Below are 18899 nucleotides of genomic sequence, written 5' to 3' on the forward strand. Positions count from 1 at the left end.
CCAATGGACGATGTGATGCGGGCTCCCGTCATCCCACAGACCCAATTGGCGGTGTCGCCAACAGGAGAGAGACGATGTCGGAAAAGCCGGCGCCCAATCACCGCATCCCCTACCGGCCCTATGCGTCAGCCACGATCCTGCTTCTGACAGGGTTGTTCTTCCTCATCGGGGGACTGAGGCTGCTGCAACTGGGCGGATCGCCTTATTATGCGGTGTCGAGCCTTCCGCTGCTGGCCAGCGCAGTGATGCTGTTCCGCCGACGGCCCTCCGGCTATCTGCTCTATGCGGTTTTTCTCGCTGGAACCGCGATATGGGCTTGGGTGGAAGCGGGCCCTGCCTTCTGGCCGCTATTCGCTCGGTTGGGTGCACCCCTTTTCCTTGCCGCCGGCATGGCGCTGCCATGGCTGTGGCGCCGGTTCGGCGCGCGCCGGCTTGCTGTTGGAACCGTTCTGGTCCTGCTGCTTGGCGCCATGACCTGGACCGTCACGATGCGCCTGCCCAATCCGGACGACGGCTCGGTGCCGCCTGTCGCACAGGCGGCATCGGACTGGGCGACCTATGGCGGCGATCTCGGCGCAAGCCGCTTTTCAACGCTCGGCCAGATCGACGGCGCCAATGTGGGCAGGCTGGAGCGGGCCTGGGTCTACCGAACAGGCGACCTGCCCGGCCGCAATGATGCGCAGACCGCCTGGACCTTTGAAACGACGCCGCTGCAGGTCGGCAACCGCCTGTTCCTGTGCACCGCGCATACGCAGGTTCACGCCATCGATGCGACGACCGGCCGGCGATTGTGGATGTACGACCCCAAGGTCAGCTATGGCTGGTCTCCGCTGAAGGCATGCCGTGGCGTCGCCTATTATGCCACCGCCGACAATCAAGCGGGCAGCGGCGAATGCCGGCAGCGCATCTTCTCCCCGGTCGTCGACGGCGGCCTGCAGGCGCTGGACGCCGTGAGCGGCCGTCCCTGTTCCGGCTTTGGTGAGGGGGGACGCGTCGATCTCAAAAAAGGCCTCGGCCGCGTTCGTCCGGGCTATTATTTCACCACCTCTGCGCCACTGGTCGTCGGCGACAAGGTGATCGTCGGCGCCAACGTCATGGACGGGGCAGAGGTGGGCGAACCATCCGGCGTGATCAGGGCGTTCGATGCCGTCAGCGGAAAGCTCGCCTGGGCATGGGATCTGGGCGCTGGCGATCGCGCCGCAATCAATGGCGCGGATCCCCAGGCGGGCGATTATGCGCGCGGCACGCCCAATTCCTGGGCGCCACTGACGGCGGATGCGCAAAACAACCTGCTGTTCGTGCCCCTGGGCAATCCCACGCCGGACTTTTTCGGCGGAGGACGCAAGCCGGTGATGGAACAGTTCGGCAGCGCCCTGGTGGCGCTGGATACGCGGACTGGCCAGTTGCGCTGGAGGTTCCAGACCATTCACCACGATCTGTGGGATCAGGATCTGCCCGCACAACCCAGCCTGGTCGATTTCCCGATGGGCAGCGTCACTGTCCCGGCGCTCGTCCAACCGACGAAACGGGGGGAATTGTTCGTGCTGGACCGTTTGACGGGCAAGCCGCTGACCCGCGTCGAGGAACGTCCAGCACCCGGCGGCGCCGTACCGGGAGATTTCACGGCGCCGACGCAGCCCTATTCCGTGGGCATGCCAAGCCTCGTCGGGCCACGACTGACCGAAGCGTCGGCATGGGGGATGACGCCGATCGACCAGCTCGTCTGCCGGATCAAATATCGCCAGCTACGCTATGAAGGCCCGCTCACGCCGCCATCGCTGCAAGGAACCATATCCTATCCCGGAAGTGCCGGCGTAGTCAGTTGGGGCGGCGTCACCATCGACCGGCAACGCGGCATTCTTATCGTGAACACCAGCCACACGCCATTCAAGACGACCCTCATTCCCCGCGCCAAGGCGAACGCCATGGGCCTTAGCCGGGCACCCAATTCGACCGGAGCTGGCCAGGCCAGCCGTGGATCGCCGGAAACGAAGAGCGGCGCGGAGGCCGGGCTGCCGCAAGTAGGGACTCCCTATGCCGCGCAGGCCGTTCCCTTCCTGTCCCCCCTGTTCGTCCCCTGCATCCAGCCGCCATGGGGCCGGATCAGCGCGATTGACCTCAAGACCCGCAAGATCCTCTGGCAGCATCCCTTCGGGACATCCAGCGATACCGGGCCACTCGGCATGAAAGTGGGACTGCCGCTTCCGATCGGCGTGTTCAATACCGGCGGATCGGTTGCGCTCTCCAGCGGGATCTTCTTCATCGCCGCCGCGCAGGACCGTTACCTGAGGGCCTATGAAAGCGCGACCGGCCGCGAGCTATGGCGCAGCCGCCTTCCGGCCGGCGGACAGGCTACCCCGATGACCTATTATTCGCCCGCCAGCAAAAGACAGTATGTGGTGGTCGCGGCCGGGGGACATGCCGGCATGGGAACCCAGGTGGGCGACTATGTCATCGCCTATCGCCTCCCCTGATCCCTGAAAAAATGGGGCGGACCGATCAGGCCCGCCCCCTTTCCTTGCAGAACGCCGAAGGCTGCTCCAAAACTTAAGCCAAGCGGACGCGGAGGCTTTCATAGCCCCGCACAAATGCGTCGCGAAGCCTTGGTTCCTCGGCGAGTTCAAGCACCGGCAATCTCGTCATGATACCACGGAACATGATGCGCGCTTCCGTGCGCGCGAGCTGGTTGCCGAGACAGAAATGCGGCCCGCCCGCAAAGGCCAGATGCCGGTTCGGATTGCGCTGAATATCGAAGCTGTCGGGCTTGTCGAACAGGGAGGGATCCCGATTGGCGGCGAGCAGCGACAGCAGGACAGGCGTGCCCGCCTGAACCGGAACGCCACCCAATTCGACATCAACGACCGGCTCGCGCGGAAGCGACCATTGGGCGGGGCTGCAATAACGCAGCATTTCCTCGACCGCGCCGTCGGTCAGTTCGGGCTGGTCGCGCAGCAGCGCATATTGGTCGGGATGCCGCAGCAATTCGTACATGCCATTGGCGATCAGATTGCCTGTCGTTTCATGGCCCGCCTCTATCAGCATCTGCAACGTGCCCAGCAGTTCGACCTCGCTCAGCCGATCGCCCTCGCTTTCGGCGCGGATCAGGAGGGAAACCAGGTCATCCCCCATGTTCGCGCGCCTTTGCCGGACAAGGTCACGAAAATAGAGGAAGAAATTGCGATGCGCATCCTCGACCGCCTTCATCGTGGCGGGGCTCGGTTCATGCGTCCGGGCGGCGGCGACGATATCCGCGGTCCATTTGCCCCACAGACCGTGATCTTCCAGCGGAACGCCCATCAGTTCGCAGATCACCCGCTCCGGCAGGAGAAAGGCCAGTTCGCGCAGAAAGTCGAACTCTCTCCTGCCGCTTACATTGGCTATCAGTTCGTCGGTAATCGACTGGATGCGTTCCGTCCATTTCCGTATCTGGGTCGGCTTGAACGCGACTTCCAATATCTGGCGCAGCCGCTTGTGGTCGGGCCCATCCGCGTTGATCAACATCGCGGTCGATGCTTCCCAGGCCAGTTTCAGCGTCTCGTCCCGCGCGTTGCCTGCCCCATGGGCCAGGGCTTCGGCCACCGCCTGCCTGTGGCGACTGAAGCACTGGTCGCGATATCCGGTCAGGACATCCTCGAAGCGGGTCGCCACGCGTATGCCATTGGCCTCCGACACCGGGTCGATCTCCCGAAGTTCGGCATAGAGGCTGTCGGGCCGGCCGAAGCCGACCTGGTCGCTCATCGCGCGCTGCAAATCCCGACGCAGGGCCGCTACCCTGCTCTCTCCGTCGTCCGCCATCTTGCTTGATCCTTCAGACCTGCTGCGACTGAACGGCAGGGCACGGCTGCCCACGTCCTGCCCGGTTTCGTCCTTTTCAGCGCTTGATCTTCAGTCCGTCGGGCGACTCCGCCATGTGGCGACGATTGCCCATATTGGCCCTGAACGCATCCTCCAGCGCCTTCTGGGCCGGCGGCAGGTTATGGGCCTGTTCGGCCGTGAAACGGTTGGTGATCGCCGTGTAGCAGGCGATGCCGATGCTGTCGGGCTCGACGAAGGGACAGTCGAGTATCGTACTCGCCTGCGCCAGATGGCTGTCCAGGCTTTCGACCGCGACCATGGGATCGGCAATATGGTAGACGGCGGAAAACTCATAACGGGGCACGGCATCGATCAACTGGATATCGGCCGCCTTGTAGAGGTCTCCGGCGATAAATCCCGTAAGCCGCAAGGTCCGCGGCAGATAGTCCTCACGATACCATTTTATGAACTCGCCTTCCTTGCCCTTCTTCACATTCATGCGGATGAGCAGGACGTCGCCATTGCGCGAGTCATAGGATTCGACCGCTGTCTTTCCCGATAGCGCGGGGACATAATAGAAGTCTTCCGCCTTGTCGATGCGCTGCGCCGAGGTTATCGGCATGCGATCGCTGAAGCATTGCTCGATATGATCGTCGATATTCTGTTGCGTGTCGTTCAGTTCATAGATGCACAGCCAGCGTTGTTCAGGCCCGAAGTGCCCGGCATTATAGCGGAGCTGATAGGGTGATAGTTTCCACCGTTGCACCGCCACGCTGCCCTGCAGGCGCATCGTGTCATGGCAGTGGATATTGGTGTACCAGTCGTTGAATTCATCCTCCTGACCTTCGAAAGCTTCCGTCATGACGATGAAGATGGACGAAAGCGCCTGACGCGGAGGAGGTGCGGCTGGGCCTTGATCCAGCACCGCGGAAGCGCCCGCTTTTCCGGCCTTTACACTGTCGGTCATGGCTCTCTCCAATTTCCGGCGCCTCTGCCGGCGTCCGTTTAAAATCAGCGCGCAGATCGCGACAAAAGGTCGCATTTCCGGCCGTCGAGCGACACAGCAGCATGCGTTTCGCGCCGGCACCACGTTCGATCGGACGATGCCAATGCGGCATTGGTGCATCATGCGGGTCGGATCGCGATAAAAATGGGAGAGCGAAATGGACCCCAAAGTGCAGCGCCTCGTCGATCATTTCGAGATTCGCGAGGTTATCGAGGCCTATGTCCATGCCTGCGACCGATGCGATCGCGACGCGGTGGAGGATGTCTATCATCCCGACAGTTGGGACGATCATGGTCCGATGAAGATGACCGGCCCCCAGTTCGCCGACGCGGTCACGGACTCGCTGAGTTCGGTCTGGAAGAATGCGACCCATCTGCTCGGCCAGTCCCGGATCAGGGTGGACGGCGACAGGGCGGGTGCGGAAACGACCTTCTTCGCTTCGCTGACCCGTGACGCCGACGGAACGGAAATGCTCGACATGATGGTCGGCCGCTATGTCGATGTCATGGAAAGACGCGACGGCGCCTGGGCGATCAAGGATCGGCGCTGCGTTTCCGAATGGTCCTCCAGCGCCCCCATCGGCGAGGATTTCCTGCGGGGCGATCTCTTCATCCAGGGTTCCCGCTCGGTCAAGGATCCCGCCTATGAAGTACTGAATCTGGTCGCGGGCCGTGCCCGGATCGAGCGATAGAAGGCGGGACCGCCGGACAGGATGACGCCCTCCCGGCAGAAGCCGGGACATGCACGGGAAATCATGGCATGAGCATATATATCGACGCCAAACCCTATCATGTCGCCTATGTCGTTCCCGACATCGACGCGGCCGTGGACAGGCTGCTGGCATCGGGGATCGGCCCTGCGCATTTCATCCGCGGTACGGAAATGGCGGCGCGCTTCCGGGGGGAATTGATCCGCATCCATGTTTCGGCCGCCTTCGTCGTCATTGCCGGACAATTGACGGAACTGGTGAGCCAGGACGACGACAGGCGCTCGACCTTCACCGAGTTCCTTGACCGCCACCCCTCGGGCGGCCTGCACCATGTGGCCTATTTCAGCAATGATTTCGAAGCCACGGTCGGGGACGCGGCGGCACGCGGCCTGCACCTGAAGCCGCACATGGAATATGTCGATGAAGCCGGAAACGCCTTCGAATCCTATTATGAGCCGCAGGAAAATCCAGACGCTGTTCTTTTGCAGCTCGCGCTGCCCAGCCCGCTCGACCCGGTCTATCGCGCGATCGTCGACATTGCGAACCATTGGGATGGTTCCGATCCCCGCCGCGATTTCTGGGCCTTGGTCAACGAACCCGCCGCCTGACGCCCCGGATGACTCCAAAGGGGTCAGGCGGCCCTCCAGGGCGGCCCTTCAGCCGAGACGGGGCCACACCAGCTTCAGTTTCCGCATGGAATTGACCATCCCGCGCTCCAATATCGCGCATTCATCGGCGGCGACGTCGAATTCCGGAATCCGCTGAAGCCATTCCTCGATGAAGATGCGCATTTCAAGCCGGGCGAGCATGGCGCCGATGCAACGATGCTTGCCCTGCCCGAAGGTTGCGTGGCGGACATCCTTGCGGTTGAAATCGACGATGTCCGGATTGTCAAAGCGCCGCTCATCCTGGCCATGGAACATGGTCTGGATCAGGATCCGATCATCCTTCCGGAACAGGATGCCATCATGTTCGATATCGCGGGTGACCACGCGCGCGGTTCCGGTCGCCCCGTAAAAGCGCATCAGTTCGTCGATCGCCCGCGGTATGAGGGCATGATCTTCCCTGAGTTGCCGGCGATGGTCAGGATGCGTGGCAAGGAAGCGCGCGATGACGCCCATGGTCGCCATCACGGTATCCAACCCGCCCAGCAACACGTTCAGGATCATGCTGTGCCGTTCCTCATGGGTCATTTCCCGGTCGAACACCTGCCCGCGCATGATCATGGAAATGACGTCCTCACGCGCACCGTCCGCCCGCTCGGCCATCAACGCCTCGATATAGGCGGACATCTGGCCATAGCCCCAGATGCGTTCCTCCAGCGTCCGTGGGTGGACCGAGGCATCCGCCCACCTCATGAGATCCGCCTTGTCGGATTTGGGCAGATCGGCAAGCTGCATGAAGATCTCGATGGGCAGGATGGCGGAAAATTCGCCGACGAATTCGCACTCGCCCCTGTCGACGAACCCTTCGATCAGCTCGATCGCCAGGGCGCGGATATCCCGTTCCAGTTGCATGATCCGAGCGGGCGTGAATGCAGGCTGCAGGACGTTGCGATAGGCCGAATGCGCAGGCCCATCGGTTTCCAGCGGAATATTGATGAACGGCTTCGCGCCGGCCGGCAGCACGACGTCCTGCATGGAAAACAGTTCTCCATCGCGCTGGCACATGTCAATCTCACGCGCGCGGGTGACGACCCAATGCCCCCCATTTTTGGGCGTCCAGAAGATATCGGGCGCCTCCCGGTGGAGGCGGCGGACGATGTCGATCTGATAATCGCTCGTAACCTCGCGGGGCGCTTCATACAGGTCATATTCGTAAACGCGATCGGCTGGCACATGATCGGGCCGAACGGGCTGCACTGTCTCTTCTGCCATGGTCATCCTCCAATATCCTGTCCGTGCGTGCTTCCCTGTCGGCGAGACGGCCGGGTTTTGAACCGCATCAGTGCAATCTCGCCAGGGCGTCCGCGGAATAATTGCCCAGCTTGTCCCACCGCCGGTCGCGCAGATCGCGGGTCCAGTCCGGATTGGTGATCATAGCTCGCCCGACAGCGACAAGGTCACATTCACCCCGCCCAAGCATGCCCACGACATGCCGGATGCTGCGCGGGCAACGGCCATGCAATTGCCGCTCGGCCGGCCTGTCACCCACTTCCTTGCTCGGCAGCGGATCATGATCCAGCGAGATCGAGCCGACGGTCACGGTGGGCTTGCCGGTGATCCGCCTGGTCCACCCGGCCACATTCAGCGGGCTGCCATCGAATTCGGGTTCCCATACGCGGCGGGTCGAACAGTCGAATATGTCAACGCCCGCCTCCGACAATGGAGTCAGGAAGTCTTCCAGTTCAGCGGGCGTCTGGCACAGCTTCGCCCAATAATCTTGCTGTTTCCATTGGGACCAGCGAAAGAAGACGGGGTAATCCTCGCCGACGGCCTCACGCACTGCCCGTATGACCTCGGTTGCAAAGCGGGTGCGATCGACCAGGCTGCCGCCATAAGCATCCTGGCGCCGGTTCATCTTGTCCCAAAAGAACTGGTCGATCAGATAACCGTGGGCGCCATGCAGTTGCACACCATCGAAACCCAGGGCCCTGGCGTAGCGCGCGCTGCGGGCGAAACCATCAATGGCTGCGTCGATATCCTTGACGGACGCCGGCTCGGCCACCTGCCTGACCGCCGGCTTGTCGCCAAAGGATTCAAAGGGCAGATACAGGCCCGACGGACTGAGCGGCGCCAGATCGGGATTGGGCGACGCTCCGACTTCGCGGACGGTGCCGCAATGCACCAGTTGAGGGATGATCCGTCCTCCTGCCCCATGTACCGCCTCCACGATGCGGCCATAGGATTCCAGCGCATCCTCGCCATGCAGACGCGCGTAACCCGGATGCGCCTGCGAAACGGGATGTTCGACGGAGGCCACTTCAGTGATCAGCAGGCCCGTGCCAGCGGCGGCGCGGCGGCGGAAATAATCGACATAGGCTTCGCTCGGCACGCCATCGTCATTGAAATGGCGTCCCATGGCGGGCATGACGATGCGGTTGTTCAGCCTGAGCCCACGGATTTCAAAGGGATCGAACAAGGGACTGAGTTCCATGTCCGGCTCATCCAATCCATGCGCAGCCATCGCCGTCCACTTTCCTTCTTCTGTCGCTCCCCGAAGAGCGATGCCCCAGACCGGCCCTGTTCCGCCATCAGTCCGCGATCGGCCCGCCTCGTTCCTCGACCACGCGGACGAGCGTTCGAGAGCGGTCGAACAGCTTTTCCTCATCTTCCGCGATCAGGTCGCCGCCGGGGGGCTGACTGGCAAGCGCCATCGCCTTGTCGAAGGCCGCCTGATCGGCAAACCAGATTTCCGTCACCACGTCGAAGCCGCCCACGGACTCAGGAAGAAAGTTGCGCCGGTAATCGACAATCCCGGGCATGATGCTGAGGACCAGCGGCACGTGACGAGTTTCGTAATGGGCAATGAAGGCTGCCCGCGACATGCCTTCCCTGGCCTTCAGAAATGCCATCATCTTTACCGGCATCAACGTCTCCCGTTCGCCTTTTTGTCTTCGGAACTGGTTAGAGTTGGGGACGCCTTGCTGCATGGTCCGTAGAGACTAAGGCAGGTGACGCGGAGGCGCCGTTCCTGGATCAGATGACGCGCAGAGTCTGGCCGTCGATCGCTGCCGCCTGGGGGAGAAACAGCATCAGGGCGGCATTCGCCACGCGCGCCGCGGCCTCTTCCGACACTGCATGTCCGCCATCGACGATCAGGGCATTGCTCCTAATGCCGTTGCCCGCCGGCCGCCGCGCGATCGTCACGGGGTCCGAATACATGATATCCACGATAGCGCCTGATCGCCCACTGGCGGCGATTTGCGACGCGCCGTTCCACCGGACAGTCGCATCCTTTTCTGTAGCGACATTCACCACATGATCCAGCCGCCCCATCAGATCGATCGCGCGGGACGGTGCATCTTGCGCAGGACCGGAGATCGCGATCGCCTGTCCGCCGACAGAAAGAAGCTCTTCAACCAGGCGTTCGCGGGCGGATTCGGAGTCCCCGCTTACGACCACGCGTGCGCCGGCAAGCGCCAAAAGGCGCGCGCAGGCATGACCGATCGATGTGCCGCCAGTCGCGACCAGTGCCACACGCCCGGCCAGCGGCAACAGCAAGGGAGCGCCCGGCGCCTGGTCCTCGACAATGCCGCCGAGGTCGGGTTCACCCCAGAAGGCGCGCATTTCGTTGATCTTGCCCGCATCGTCGAACCGGAAACTGTCGAAGATCCGAACGACGTGGAGGTCGGCTCCAGTGCCGATGCAGGCGACGAAGGAGAAGGCGATGGCCGATTGCGCGACACGACAATCACCGGAATAATGGAGATAGGATGGCTGGTCCTTATATTGCTCGTAGAAGGCGCGTATGGCCGACCTGCCGCGCACGACCGTGCTGCCGACCGGGTCCTCCAGGGTCGCATCTTCCGCATAGAGCAATGCCACGCTGTCCAGATCGCGCGCGTTGAAGGCGCGGACATAATCGCGAATGAACCGATCGATATCACCTGGCAGCGCCATGTCCGTTCCCAGCCATCCTATCCTCTGGCGACACAGACTATCCCTGACCCGACATCATCCCTTCGTCCGGGCAGACTAGAGCGGGTTTCGATCAGCGATCGGTTCCGATCGCTGGAAATCGCTCTAGAGGGCAGCTCTGCTTCACAAGCCGCTACGGGCTATGTCCCATAAGGGAAGATCTCCGCCCGAAACCATGCCGGGCGGAGATCCAATCGATCAGAACTTGAAGCCGAGCGTGGCGCCATAGGTCCGGGGCTCACCCCAACGGCAGGAGGCATAGCCGATGCTGTAGAGGTTGTCGGCGCAGTACAGCTTGTGGTCCTTGTTCGTCAGATTCTGCGCCCAGAAGGACAGCGACATCGGCGTTTCGAACAATTCGTTGAACGACAGTCGGCCGCCGAAAATACCGAAGGCGGGCGTCTGGTAGATGCCCTGGACGCTCAACCCCTTGGTATTGCCGCGATAGGAGTAATTGCCGCTCAGCGAGACTTTCGCGAAGCTCTCCGGGATGAAGCTGGCATGATAGGTCGCCGCCACGTTTAAAGTCGTGCGCGGCACGCCGGCAAATTCCCGACCGTTGAGATCGGTGCCACCGGTATAGTCGATCGGGTTGCCGTTGAAGATCGGCTTCGTGGCGTCGGTGGGCTGCGGCAGGATGGAGCCTTTCCCGTAACGCCCCACCTGATAGGAATAACCGACATCCAGGGTAAGGTCGGGGAAGGGCTTGACCGACGCTTCCACTTCCACGCCCTTGATCGTCGCCTGCCCGACATTGAACACGATGAGATCGGTATAGGTGCCCTGAGCGGAGCTACAATTGATGCTGTCGCTGCAGAAAGTCAGGATATTCTGGGTCTGGATATCCTTATACTTGCCGATGAAGCCCGCGACATTGAGCCTATAGGGAACGGAACCCAGGCGCCCCTGATGCTTGAAGCCCAGTTCGTAATCCGTGATCCGCTCCGGATTGAAGAAGGCGAATTGCGGAGAGCGGGTCGTCGGATTGGGGCTGCCGGCCTTGAACCCGCGGCGGTTGGCGAAATAGACCAGGGTCTGCGGCGTGACCTGATATTCCAGAGACGCGGTCCATGTGAGGGCCCTGTACGTACGATTGCCCGAAATCGAACAATTCGTGCCGTCATTGACCCCTGTCACACCGTCAGCGCTGCCGTTCAGCTCATTACAGATCGCGCCGGGGGAGGAAGCGAATTGCTGTTGCGCCGCGTTGCTTGCAGAGAAGAAATTTTCACTGAAATAATCACGCTTGTCCCAGGTGTAGCGCGCGCCGGCGGTCAGGCGAACGCCCTCCAGTCCCAAATTCGAGAAATCGTAGGTGCCCTGCGCGAACACGGCATAGGAATCGCTTTTGGTCGTCGCCGTGGCATGGCGCGTCTGCAAGGGATAAAGCGAAAGCGGGCCGACCGAGAAGTAGGAATTGACGGTATAAAGCAGACTATTATGGCTGTAAAAACCACCTGCGATGAAGTTCAGACTGTCGGTCTTGCCAATGACCTGGAATTCTTCCGTCAGTGTTTTTATGTTATTGAACATGTTGGTGTTGTTGTTCGAAAACTGACCGGGGAACGGCGACGGCACCCCGCCGTTGCATGCGCCGGTGGGATCGAACACGCAGTTGAGGAAGAGCGAGGTGTCGACTGTCGTACCGGATATGCCGGCCGGATCGGAATGGTCGCTTGCTCGCTCTTCACGGTATCCGAAGATGTTCTTCAGCGTGATGACATCGCTCAGTTCATAGGTAGAACTGTTCGAAACACCCCAGGTTCTCACCTTCGATCCGAAACCGTTGACGGGGGTGATGGGCGTGGCGCCAGGCGCAATCGGCCCGATTCCGGGAATGACCCGATTGATGCCCGTCAGCATGTTGACGTTAAACGGGCTTCCGGTCCGCACCAGCAGATTGCCCTGCACCTGCGCCGTGCCACCGCCCAGCGCGCTCTGCTGGGTGACGACCTGCTGCGTGAGGTTGGAGACCAGCGCAGCAAAGCCGGTCGCGTTGAGCGGAGCGGCCTCGATGATGGCAGGATAGGGAATTTCGTTCCGGCGCTGGTAGTCCACGGTCAGGAGATTCTCGAACCGGGAACTGGGTTGCAGCAATAGGGTGGCCCGAAGGCTGTCATTGTCACGATCGCCCAGATCGTGCATCCCCGGATAGCTGTTCTTGTAGACGCCGTCGCGTCGTTCGACCTGGCCGGCGATACGCAGCGCTGCGACATTGTCAACCAACGGCACGTTGACGACGCCATTGAACCGCATCAGGTTGTAGTTGCCGTAATCGAACGTGCCCTCTGCGCCGAAATCATATTTCGGCTTTGTCGTGGTGAAGACCATGGCGCCGCCCATGGAATTCTTGCCGAACAGGGTGCCTTGCGGGCCCTTGAGCGACTGGACATTTTCCATATCGTAGAGGATGAGTCCGCGCGTGCCCTGCGGTACGCCGTTGACATATGTCACCACATTTTCATCCGTGTACAGCACCTGGCGCTGGCCGCGTAGGATGAACTCGACCTGCGAGGGATAAAGCGTGCTCGGTTTGATCTGAAGATTGGGGACGTTATATTGCAGATCGCTGACCGAACTCACATTCCGCTCGCGCAGCGCGCTGGCGGTCAGCGTGGTGACGGCCACGGGCACCTTCTGCTGGTTTTCCTCGACCCGGCGAGCCGTAACGACAATCGATTCAAGCTGGTTCGTGTCGTTCTGGCCTGCTTCGGACTGGGCGGACGCGGCTGCAGCCGGCTCCTGCGCCATGGCCGGATTCGCGAAAGCCGCCAGGGACAAAATCGCGGTAGACGATAAAAATACGACCTTCCTCACATTCCAACTCCTAGAATTTGAAATTTCAGCGACAAGTTCCGTCGCCTTGCCACTTCCTCGAAATTCCGTGGCGAACATCACCCTGCCGTTTCAGCATGGCCCTGAAACGGAAACGGAATTCCTTGGATATTCTGCGCCGATTAGTTTTCTTTCTGATTCTTCTTTCGTCCGATCGGACTACTTCGCGGGTACTCACGGGCATTACGGCAATTTTTCCCGCTCCGTTGCAAAAATGTCCCGCATCAGCGGGCGAGCATGCTGAAAATCGGAAAGTTCTTCTCCACGACTTCACCAGAAGCCGCTACCCCGATCGTCAAACTCCGGCGCCACACGATTCCGATAGGCCCGCATCGCTTCCTGATTTTCGGCGCTGCCGAAATTGATCATCTCGAACGCTGCCGAAAGATCGAAAACATCCTGATTTTTGCGCAGGAAGGAATTCAGCAGATATTTGGTCATGCGCAACGCCGTCGGCGCGGTGGCGGCAAGGTCCACCGCAATGGCCAGCGCCGCCTGTTGCAATTCTTCGTCCGGAACGGAAAGGGACACCAGGTTCATGGCCTCTGCCATCTCCCCCGTGACCGGACGGTTGGTCATCAGATGATATTTCGCCTTGGCAAGGCCGCACAGCAGCGGCCAGATGAGCAGCGCATGGTCGCCGGGCGCCACGCCGATCCGCAGATGCCCGTCGAAAAGCTTGGCGGTGCTGCCAGCGACCGAAATATCCGCCAGCAATGCGATGGCGAGGCCGGCGCCCACAGCCGGGCCGTTGATCGCCGAAACGACGGGTTTGCGGCAATTGACGATGTTGTTGACGAGGACACGCGCCTCGGCGAAATCATGATTGAACTGAACGCCCTTTTCCTGCGCACCATCGGGCATGGCATCAAAGGCGCCCCCCGCGCAAAATGATCGCCCCGCGCCGGTGATGATTGCGACGCGGGTGAGCGGATCGCTGTCCAGCACGCCCCAGACTCCGTGAATGGATTTCAGCAGGGGCTGATTGAGCGCGTTCATTTGCGCTGGATTGTCTATCGTGATCCGCAGCACATGGGGGGCGGGACGTTCGAAGGCCAGCCCCTCGAAATGCGCATAGGAAGAAAGATCTGCGGACATCAACGGTCCCTTTTGTTCTGACGGGGGCAAGGTGGTCGATCGCCGCGGTGCGGGTTGCGCCGGCACCCCGTGGCACGAGGCGAACGTCCGGAAGCAAGCGGTAAAACCAGCCCGCCCACCCGTCATAGTCCTATAAGACGTGGTGCCCCGAACCTTTCGGTGCCAACCGCTTCTCCAGGTGCCGCTTTTTCCCCGTGATCGAGAAACTGGAGAGTTGGAATGGAGTTTGGATGGAATGAGGACGAGGTCCGTTACAGGGACCGGGTCCGAAAGCTTCTGGACGAAAGCCTTCCATCCGACTGGAACGAGATCGCCGTGCACGGTCCGGGGTCGCGGCAGCAGACGGAATTCTCCAAGTCCTTCTGCAAGACATTGGCCGGGGAAGGCATGCTGATCCCCCATTGGCCGAGCGCGTTCGGCGGCGAAGACGGAAAGTCGTGGGACCATTTCATCCTGGGGGAAGAAATCTGGGCGGCGGGCGAACCCAGAGGCCCCCAATATATGAACGTCAACTGGATCGGCCCGGTGATGATGCGCTATGCCACGCCGGAGCAGCAGCAGCGCTATCTGCCCGATATCGTCGCAGGCGATGTGATCTGGTGCCAGGGCTTTTCCGAACCGTCGGCCGGATCCGACCTCGCCTCGCTCCAGACCCGCGCCGAAAAGGTGGACGGCGGATATGTCGTCAACGGCGCGAAGGTCTGGACCTCCTATGCCGGGCTGGCGGATCATTGTTTCCTGCTTGCCCGCACGGGGACCGGCAAGGCCGGCATCGTGATCCTTCTGGTCCCGATGACCAGCAAGGGTATCCAGGTCAAGGAAATCGACGCGCTGATCGGGGAGGGCGACATTCACGAACTCTTCTTCGACGACGTTTTCGTGCCGGAGGAAAACAGGCTCGGCGCCGAGGGGCAGGCGTGGGAAATCATCAACTACGCGCTTCAGAACGAACGCATCGGCATTCCGCGTTACGCCTTCGCGCGACGCATTCTGGACCGGGCGATTGCCAAGCTGAAGGCCGACGGCCGGTTCGATGACCCCGTCATCAAGGACCGGGCGGGCCGCGTGCTGGCGAAATGCGAAGCGGCGCGGATGATGGTCTATCGCGTGGTCGATGAGCGCGCCAAGGGCGCACCGCCGTCGGCATTCGGCAATCTTGCCCGTTTTTCCGTGGTCCAGGCGGACCATGCAGTGTCCGATTTCATGCTGGAATATATGCCCGAAGGCATGCTGGGCGACGATCCCATGCAGCAGGCCCATCACCAGCGCGCCATCGCGGCAGGCATCGCCTCCGGCGCCGCGGAGATCCAGCTCAACCTTGCCGCCCGCCGTTTCCTCGATCTTCCCAGCGAGTAAAGCCGTGAACTTTGAACCAGACGACAATCAGGCCGCCATTCTGGACGGGCTGGAACAGCTCATCACCACCCAGAAGATCGAGCCGCCCAAACATGCGACCTTTGTCGCCTTTTCCGAAACGCTGGATGCCGAACTGGCGGCGTCGGGCTTTCTGGACATCGCCAGGGAAGACGGCTTCTCGCCGCTTGACGCGGCTCTGATCGTCGAACGCATCGCCCGGCTGCCGCTGTGCGCCGAAGTGGCGACGTCCGCGCTGGTCGGCCCCCTGTTCCCCATCGACGCGCTGCAGCGCCCCCTGGCCATGCTGCGCGGTTCGCCGCTCGGTTCTGCGCGGTTCCTGCCGCACGCGCGTTCCCTGATCGTCGTCGAAGATGAAAATGTCAGCCTGATCTCCCTCACCCCGGACAGGGTCGTTCCGGTCGAAAGCCTGTTCGCCTATCCCTATGGCAGGCTGGAGAGCGTCGATGGACTTGCAGTGCAGCGCTTCGGCCGCGACATGGTCGCCCCCGTGTTGCGCCGCTGGCGACTGTCGATCGCGGTCGAAGCGGCCGGACTGATGCAGGCGGCACTGGACACCGTGCTTGAGCATGTGAAGACGCGCAAGCAGTTCGGCCGCGCATTGGGTTCGTTCCAGGCGGTGCAGCATCGCCTCGCGACGGCGGCGTCCACCGCCAATGCCACGAAATGGCTCGCCCTGCGCGCCGCATGGTCGGACGATGAAGCCATCTGCGCGATGGCGGCCACCTATGCGCAGGACGCCATTCCGCTCTTCACATATGATCTTCATCAATTCTGCGGCGCCATGGGCCTGACGCTGGAATTTCCGCTGCATCTCTGGACCTACCGCCTCAAGGCGCTTCTCGGGGAACTGGGCGGCAGCGGCGGGCAGGCACGGGCGGCCGCCGAGCTGAGCTGGGCGGACGCGGCCTGACCCATGGCGACCACATCCAACACCGAAGATGACGCGCTGGCCGCGTTCCGGGCCGGGGCCCGGGCCTGGCTTGAGGCGAATATCCCCGACCATGCCGCGCCGCTGGATGGTCCTGAATCCCGCCGCTATGTCCTGGACTGGCAGCGGAAAATGTATGACGGCGGCTGGGCCGGCCTGACATGGCCGAGCGAATTTGGCGGCCGCAGCCTCCCCGTCGCGCAGCAGATCATCTGGTTTGAGGAATATGCCCGCGCCGGGGCGCCCAGCACCCATAATGCGTCCTTCGTCGGCGTGAACCATGCAGGGCCGACGATCATCGCCTGCGGCAGCGACGCGCAAAAGGCCTTTCACCTGCCCAGGATCCTGTCGGGCGAGGCGATCTGGTGTCAGGGCTTTTCCGAGCCTGGTTCAGGGTCGGACCTTGCCAGCCTGCGCACGCAGGGACGCGTCGAGGGCGACGAGATCATCATCGACGGCCAGAAGATCTGGAGCAGCTATGCGGACATTGCCGATTATCAGGAACTGCTGATCCGAACAGAACCGGGGTCGGAACGGCACCGGGGCATCACCTGGGTCATCTGCCCGATGAACCTGCCGGGCATCACCGTCCGTCCGATCGAAACCATGGCGGGCCCGGCCAAATTCTGCGAGGTCTTCTACGATCAGGTCCGTCTGCCCATCGATCAGGCCGTCGTCGGCGGACTGAACAATGGCTGGAAAACGGCGATGGCCACGCTCGGTTTCGAACGGGGCACCGCGTCCCTCGCGCTTCAGATCGGGCTGGTCGACAAGATCGAAAGGCTGGCGCGGGACTGCACCGACCCGATGCTCGCGCCCCGACTGGCCGATCTGCTGGCGGATGCCGCGGCGCTGCGGGCCATGTCCTACAGCTTCGCCCTTGCCAGCGAAACGGGCACGCCCGGTTCGGAAGGATCATTGATCCGCCTCTATTTCGCCGAACTCGCCAAGCGCGCGTCCGATGCGGCGATCGACCTGTACGGCATCGGTTCGCCAGCGCTCGCCGGCGACCATGGCTGGGCCTTCGAATATCTGGATGCGTTTTCCGAGACGATCGCGGGTGGCACGGCAGAAATTCAACGCAACATCATCGGCGAGCGGGTTCTCGGACTGCCGAGGGGCAAATCATGACGATATTCCGTAGCCTGGGCGATACGCATGAGCTGGTCGACAGCTTTACGCGGCCAGTTCGGACGGTCTTGCCCGTCTCGCGTCTGCGCGACGACCCGGATGGCGAACCGAACCGCTGGCAATCCATTGTCGACTTGGGCTGGCTCGGCATCAGCGTGCCGGAGGAGGCGGGCGGCATCGGCCTCTCCGCCCTGGAGGAAGTTCTGGCCGCGCAGGATTTTGGGCGGCAGTTGATCTCCACAAACTATCCCGCCACGGTGATCGCGGCCCATGCCTTCCACAAGGCAGGCGACAGCGATACCGTTGGGGCGCTGCTGGCGGGGGAAGCCCGCGCGGCCTTTGCACTGCATGGCCATGCACAGGGCGTCGGCCGGGCGATCGACGCGGAGGGGGCGACCCACCTCGTCGCGATGACCCGCGAAGGCGTCGAGATCCGCGCCAACGGGACGCTGGAGATCGATGACGACGTGCATTGGGGACGCCCCGTTTTGCGTACTGCCGTCGAAGAACCGCTGCTTTTCGACGCCAGCCGGGATACAGCCGTTCGCGGCAGGCTCGTGATCGCGGCGCTGCTCGCCGGGATCGCCGCCGAATGCTGCGAGCGCGGCGTCGAATATGCGAAAGTGCGTGAACAATTCGGTCAACCGATCGGGGCGTTCCAGGCAGTCAAGCATCATTGCGCCAACATGGCGATCATGGCGCACGCGGCCAAGGAATTGACGACTTTCGCCGCGCTCGCCTTCACAGAGGGGCATGCGGAGGCGGAACGAGAGGCCGATGCGGCGCTCAACCTCGCCCTGCGGGCGGCGCGCGAGAATGCGGGCACGAATATTCAGGTGCACGGCGGCATGGGTTTCAGCGCGGAATGCGACGCCCACCTCTATCTGAAGGCCGCTCGCCTGCTCGACGCCGCCTGCGGAGGACTGAGCGAAAGCCGCCGGAGACTGATGCAGCACAAATGATCCAGATCAGGCGAAGATGACGACGAACAGGATCGAATGCCCCCGATGGATCATTCGGTCTGCTGTTGACCTCTTGCAAGGACGGGAACCGCCATGTCGATCGGCGCCGGTAATCAGAAGAAACTGCACCATGATCTGACCAATGTCGGCCTGAGAGCGCAGGCGACGGCGGCGGGGCTGGTTCAGCTCTGCGTGGAACTTCGAGGGGCGGGGATCCTGGATGAAGACGCGTTGAACCGGATCAAGGCCGCCATCGGGGACGAGATCATCATCGGAGCCGCTCGCCCGGTCGACAGGAAAGGATATCGGCAGGAGGTTCGCGCCCGCCTTGACCGGCTGTTTTCCGGGGAGGAACGCATGGGGCCAGCCGAAAGGATCGCGCCAGACAGGACGGGAACCGACTAGATCGGTTCACCGAACAGCGGGACGAAGGTCAGACCGATCCTCCGGCGCGGGTTTCGATCTGATTGAATGAGAT

The 18899-nt window shown here is 62.0% G+C and carries 17 protein-coding genes; 9 read left to right on the forward strand and 8 right to left on the reverse strand.

The features are described from left to right. Positions 1–74: 74 nt before the first annotated feature. Positions 75–2474, forward strand: coding sequence for a membrane-bound PQQ-dependent dehydrogenase, glucose/quinate/shikimate family (locus tag MRBLMA1_RS09930; protein ID WP_363736485.1), 2400 nt, complete (start codon positions 75–77; stop codon positions 2472–2474). Between the two features lie 73 nt (positions 2475–2547). Here the strand turns inward: MRBLMA1_RS09930 and MRBLMA1_RS09935 are convergent, their stop codons facing one another. Further along, positions 2548–3795, reverse strand: a complete 1248-nt coding sequence (locus MRBLMA1_RS09935; protein WP_363736486.1) for a cytochrome P450 — start codon at positions 3793–3795, stop codon at positions 2548–2550. A gap of 76 nt (positions 3796–3871) precedes the next feature. Next, complete coding sequence (locus MRBLMA1_RS09940; RefSeq protein WP_363736487.1) at positions 3872–4762, reverse strand: hypothetical protein; 891 nt, start codon at positions 4760–4762, stop codon at positions 3872–3874. 196 nt (positions 4763–4958) lie between these two features. Between MRBLMA1_RS09940 and MRBLMA1_RS09945 the strand changes: the two genes are divergently transcribed. Together MRBLMA1_RS09945 and MRBLMA1_RS09950 are read left to right on the forward strand one after the other, a co-directional pair. Further along, positions 4959–5492, forward strand: coding sequence for a nuclear transport factor 2 family protein (locus MRBLMA1_RS09945; RefSeq protein WP_363736489.1), 534 nt, complete (start codon positions 4959–4961; stop codon positions 5490–5492). Positions 5493–5560: 68 nt separating this feature from the next. Beyond that, positions 5561–6118: a VOC family protein gene (locus MRBLMA1_RS09950; protein ID WP_363736490.1), complete on the forward strand. Its 558-nt coding sequence runs from the start codon at positions 5561–5563 to the stop codon at positions 6116–6118. 48 nt (positions 6119–6166) lie between these two features. On the opposite strand, the gene MRBLMA1_RS09955 is transcribed toward MRBLMA1_RS09950, so the two are convergent. The 5 genes from MRBLMA1_RS09955 to MRBLMA1_RS09975 form a co-directional block, all read right to left on the reverse strand. Further along, on the reverse strand, positions 6167–7387 hold the full coding sequence (locus MRBLMA1_RS09955) for a cytochrome P450 (protein ID WP_363736491.1): 1221 nt from the start codon (positions 7385–7387) through the stop codon (positions 6167–6169). 67 nt (positions 7388–7454) lie between these two features. After that, positions 7455–8636 carry an NADH:flavin oxidoreductase gene (locus tag MRBLMA1_RS09960; protein WP_363736492.1) on the reverse strand — a complete coding sequence of 394 codons (1182 nt, stop codon included), beginning with the start codon at positions 8634–8636 and terminating at the stop codon, positions 7455–7457. A gap of 67 nt (positions 8637–8703) precedes the next feature. Continuing rightward, the gene (locus MRBLMA1_RS09965; protein WP_363736494.1) at positions 8704–9039 is read right to left on the reverse strand and encodes an EthD domain-containing protein; all 336 of its coding nucleotides are present in this window, start codon (positions 9037–9039) and stop codon (positions 8704–8706) included. A gap of 109 nt (positions 9040–9148) precedes the next feature. Next, a complete protein-coding gene (locus MRBLMA1_RS09970) occupies positions 9149–10072 on the reverse strand; it encodes an SDR family NAD(P)-dependent oxidoreductase (protein ID WP_363736496.1) in 924 nt (307 codons plus the stop codon). Between the two features lie 216 nt (positions 10073–10288). After that, positions 10289–12841, reverse strand: coding sequence for a TonB-dependent receptor (locus MRBLMA1_RS09975; protein WP_363736498.1), 2553 nt, complete (start codon positions 12839–12841; stop codon positions 10289–10291). Between MRBLMA1_RS09975 and MRBLMA1_RS09980 the strand changes: the two genes are divergently transcribed. After that, complete coding sequence (locus MRBLMA1_RS09980) at positions 12840–13169, forward strand: hypothetical protein (RefSeq protein ID WP_363736499.1); 330 nt, start codon at positions 12840–12842, stop codon at positions 13167–13169. The genes MRBLMA1_RS09975 and MRBLMA1_RS09980 overlap by 2 nt on opposite strands. Positions 13170–13195: 26 nt before the next feature. Here the strand turns inward: MRBLMA1_RS09980 and MRBLMA1_RS09985 are convergent, their stop codons facing one another. Continuing rightward, entirely contained in the window at positions 13196–14023 is an 828-nt protein-coding gene (locus MRBLMA1_RS09985) for an enoyl-CoA hydratase/isomerase family protein (RefSeq protein WP_363736501.1), read from the reverse strand. A gap of 219 nt (positions 14024–14242) precedes the next feature. Between MRBLMA1_RS09985 and MRBLMA1_RS09990 the strand changes: the two genes are divergently transcribed. The 5 genes from MRBLMA1_RS09990 (at position 14243) to MRBLMA1_RS10010 (ending at position 18826) form a co-directional block, all read left to right on the forward strand. Next, positions 14243–15379 carry an acyl-CoA dehydrogenase family protein gene (locus MRBLMA1_RS09990; protein WP_133651472.1) on the forward strand — a complete coding sequence of 379 codons (1137 nt, stop codon included), beginning with the start codon at positions 14243–14245 and terminating at the stop codon, positions 15377–15379. 4 nt (positions 15380–15383) lie between these two features. After that, complete coding sequence (locus MRBLMA1_RS09995) at positions 15384–16310, forward strand: acyl-CoA dehydrogenase family protein (protein WP_363736503.1); 927 nt, start codon at positions 15384–15386, stop codon at positions 16308–16310. A 3-nt stretch (positions 16311–16313) separates the two neighbouring features. Continuing rightward, the gene (locus tag MRBLMA1_RS10000; protein ID WP_363736505.1) at positions 16314–17459 is read left to right on the forward strand and encodes an acyl-CoA dehydrogenase family protein; all 1146 of its coding nucleotides are present in this window, start codon (positions 16314–16316) and stop codon (positions 17457–17459) included. Beyond that, complete coding sequence (locus tag MRBLMA1_RS10005) at positions 17456–18421, forward strand: acyl-CoA dehydrogenase family protein (RefSeq protein ID WP_363736507.1); 966 nt, start codon at positions 17456–17458, stop codon at positions 18419–18421. The genes MRBLMA1_RS10000 and MRBLMA1_RS10005 overlap by 4 nt, the downstream gene beginning before the upstream one ends. A 93-nt stretch (positions 18422–18514) precedes the next feature. Beyond that, positions 18515–18826, forward strand: coding sequence for a hypothetical protein (locus MRBLMA1_RS10010; RefSeq protein ID WP_133651476.1), 312 nt, complete (start codon positions 18515–18517; stop codon positions 18824–18826). The last annotated feature ends 73 nt before the right edge of the window (positions 18827–18899 follow it).

This window comes from Sphingobium sp. LMA1-1-1.1 (genome assembly GCF_040676365.1).
In the GTDB taxonomy this organism is placed as follows: Bacteria; Pseudomonadota; Alphaproteobacteria; order Sphingomonadales; family Sphingomonadaceae; genus Sphingobium.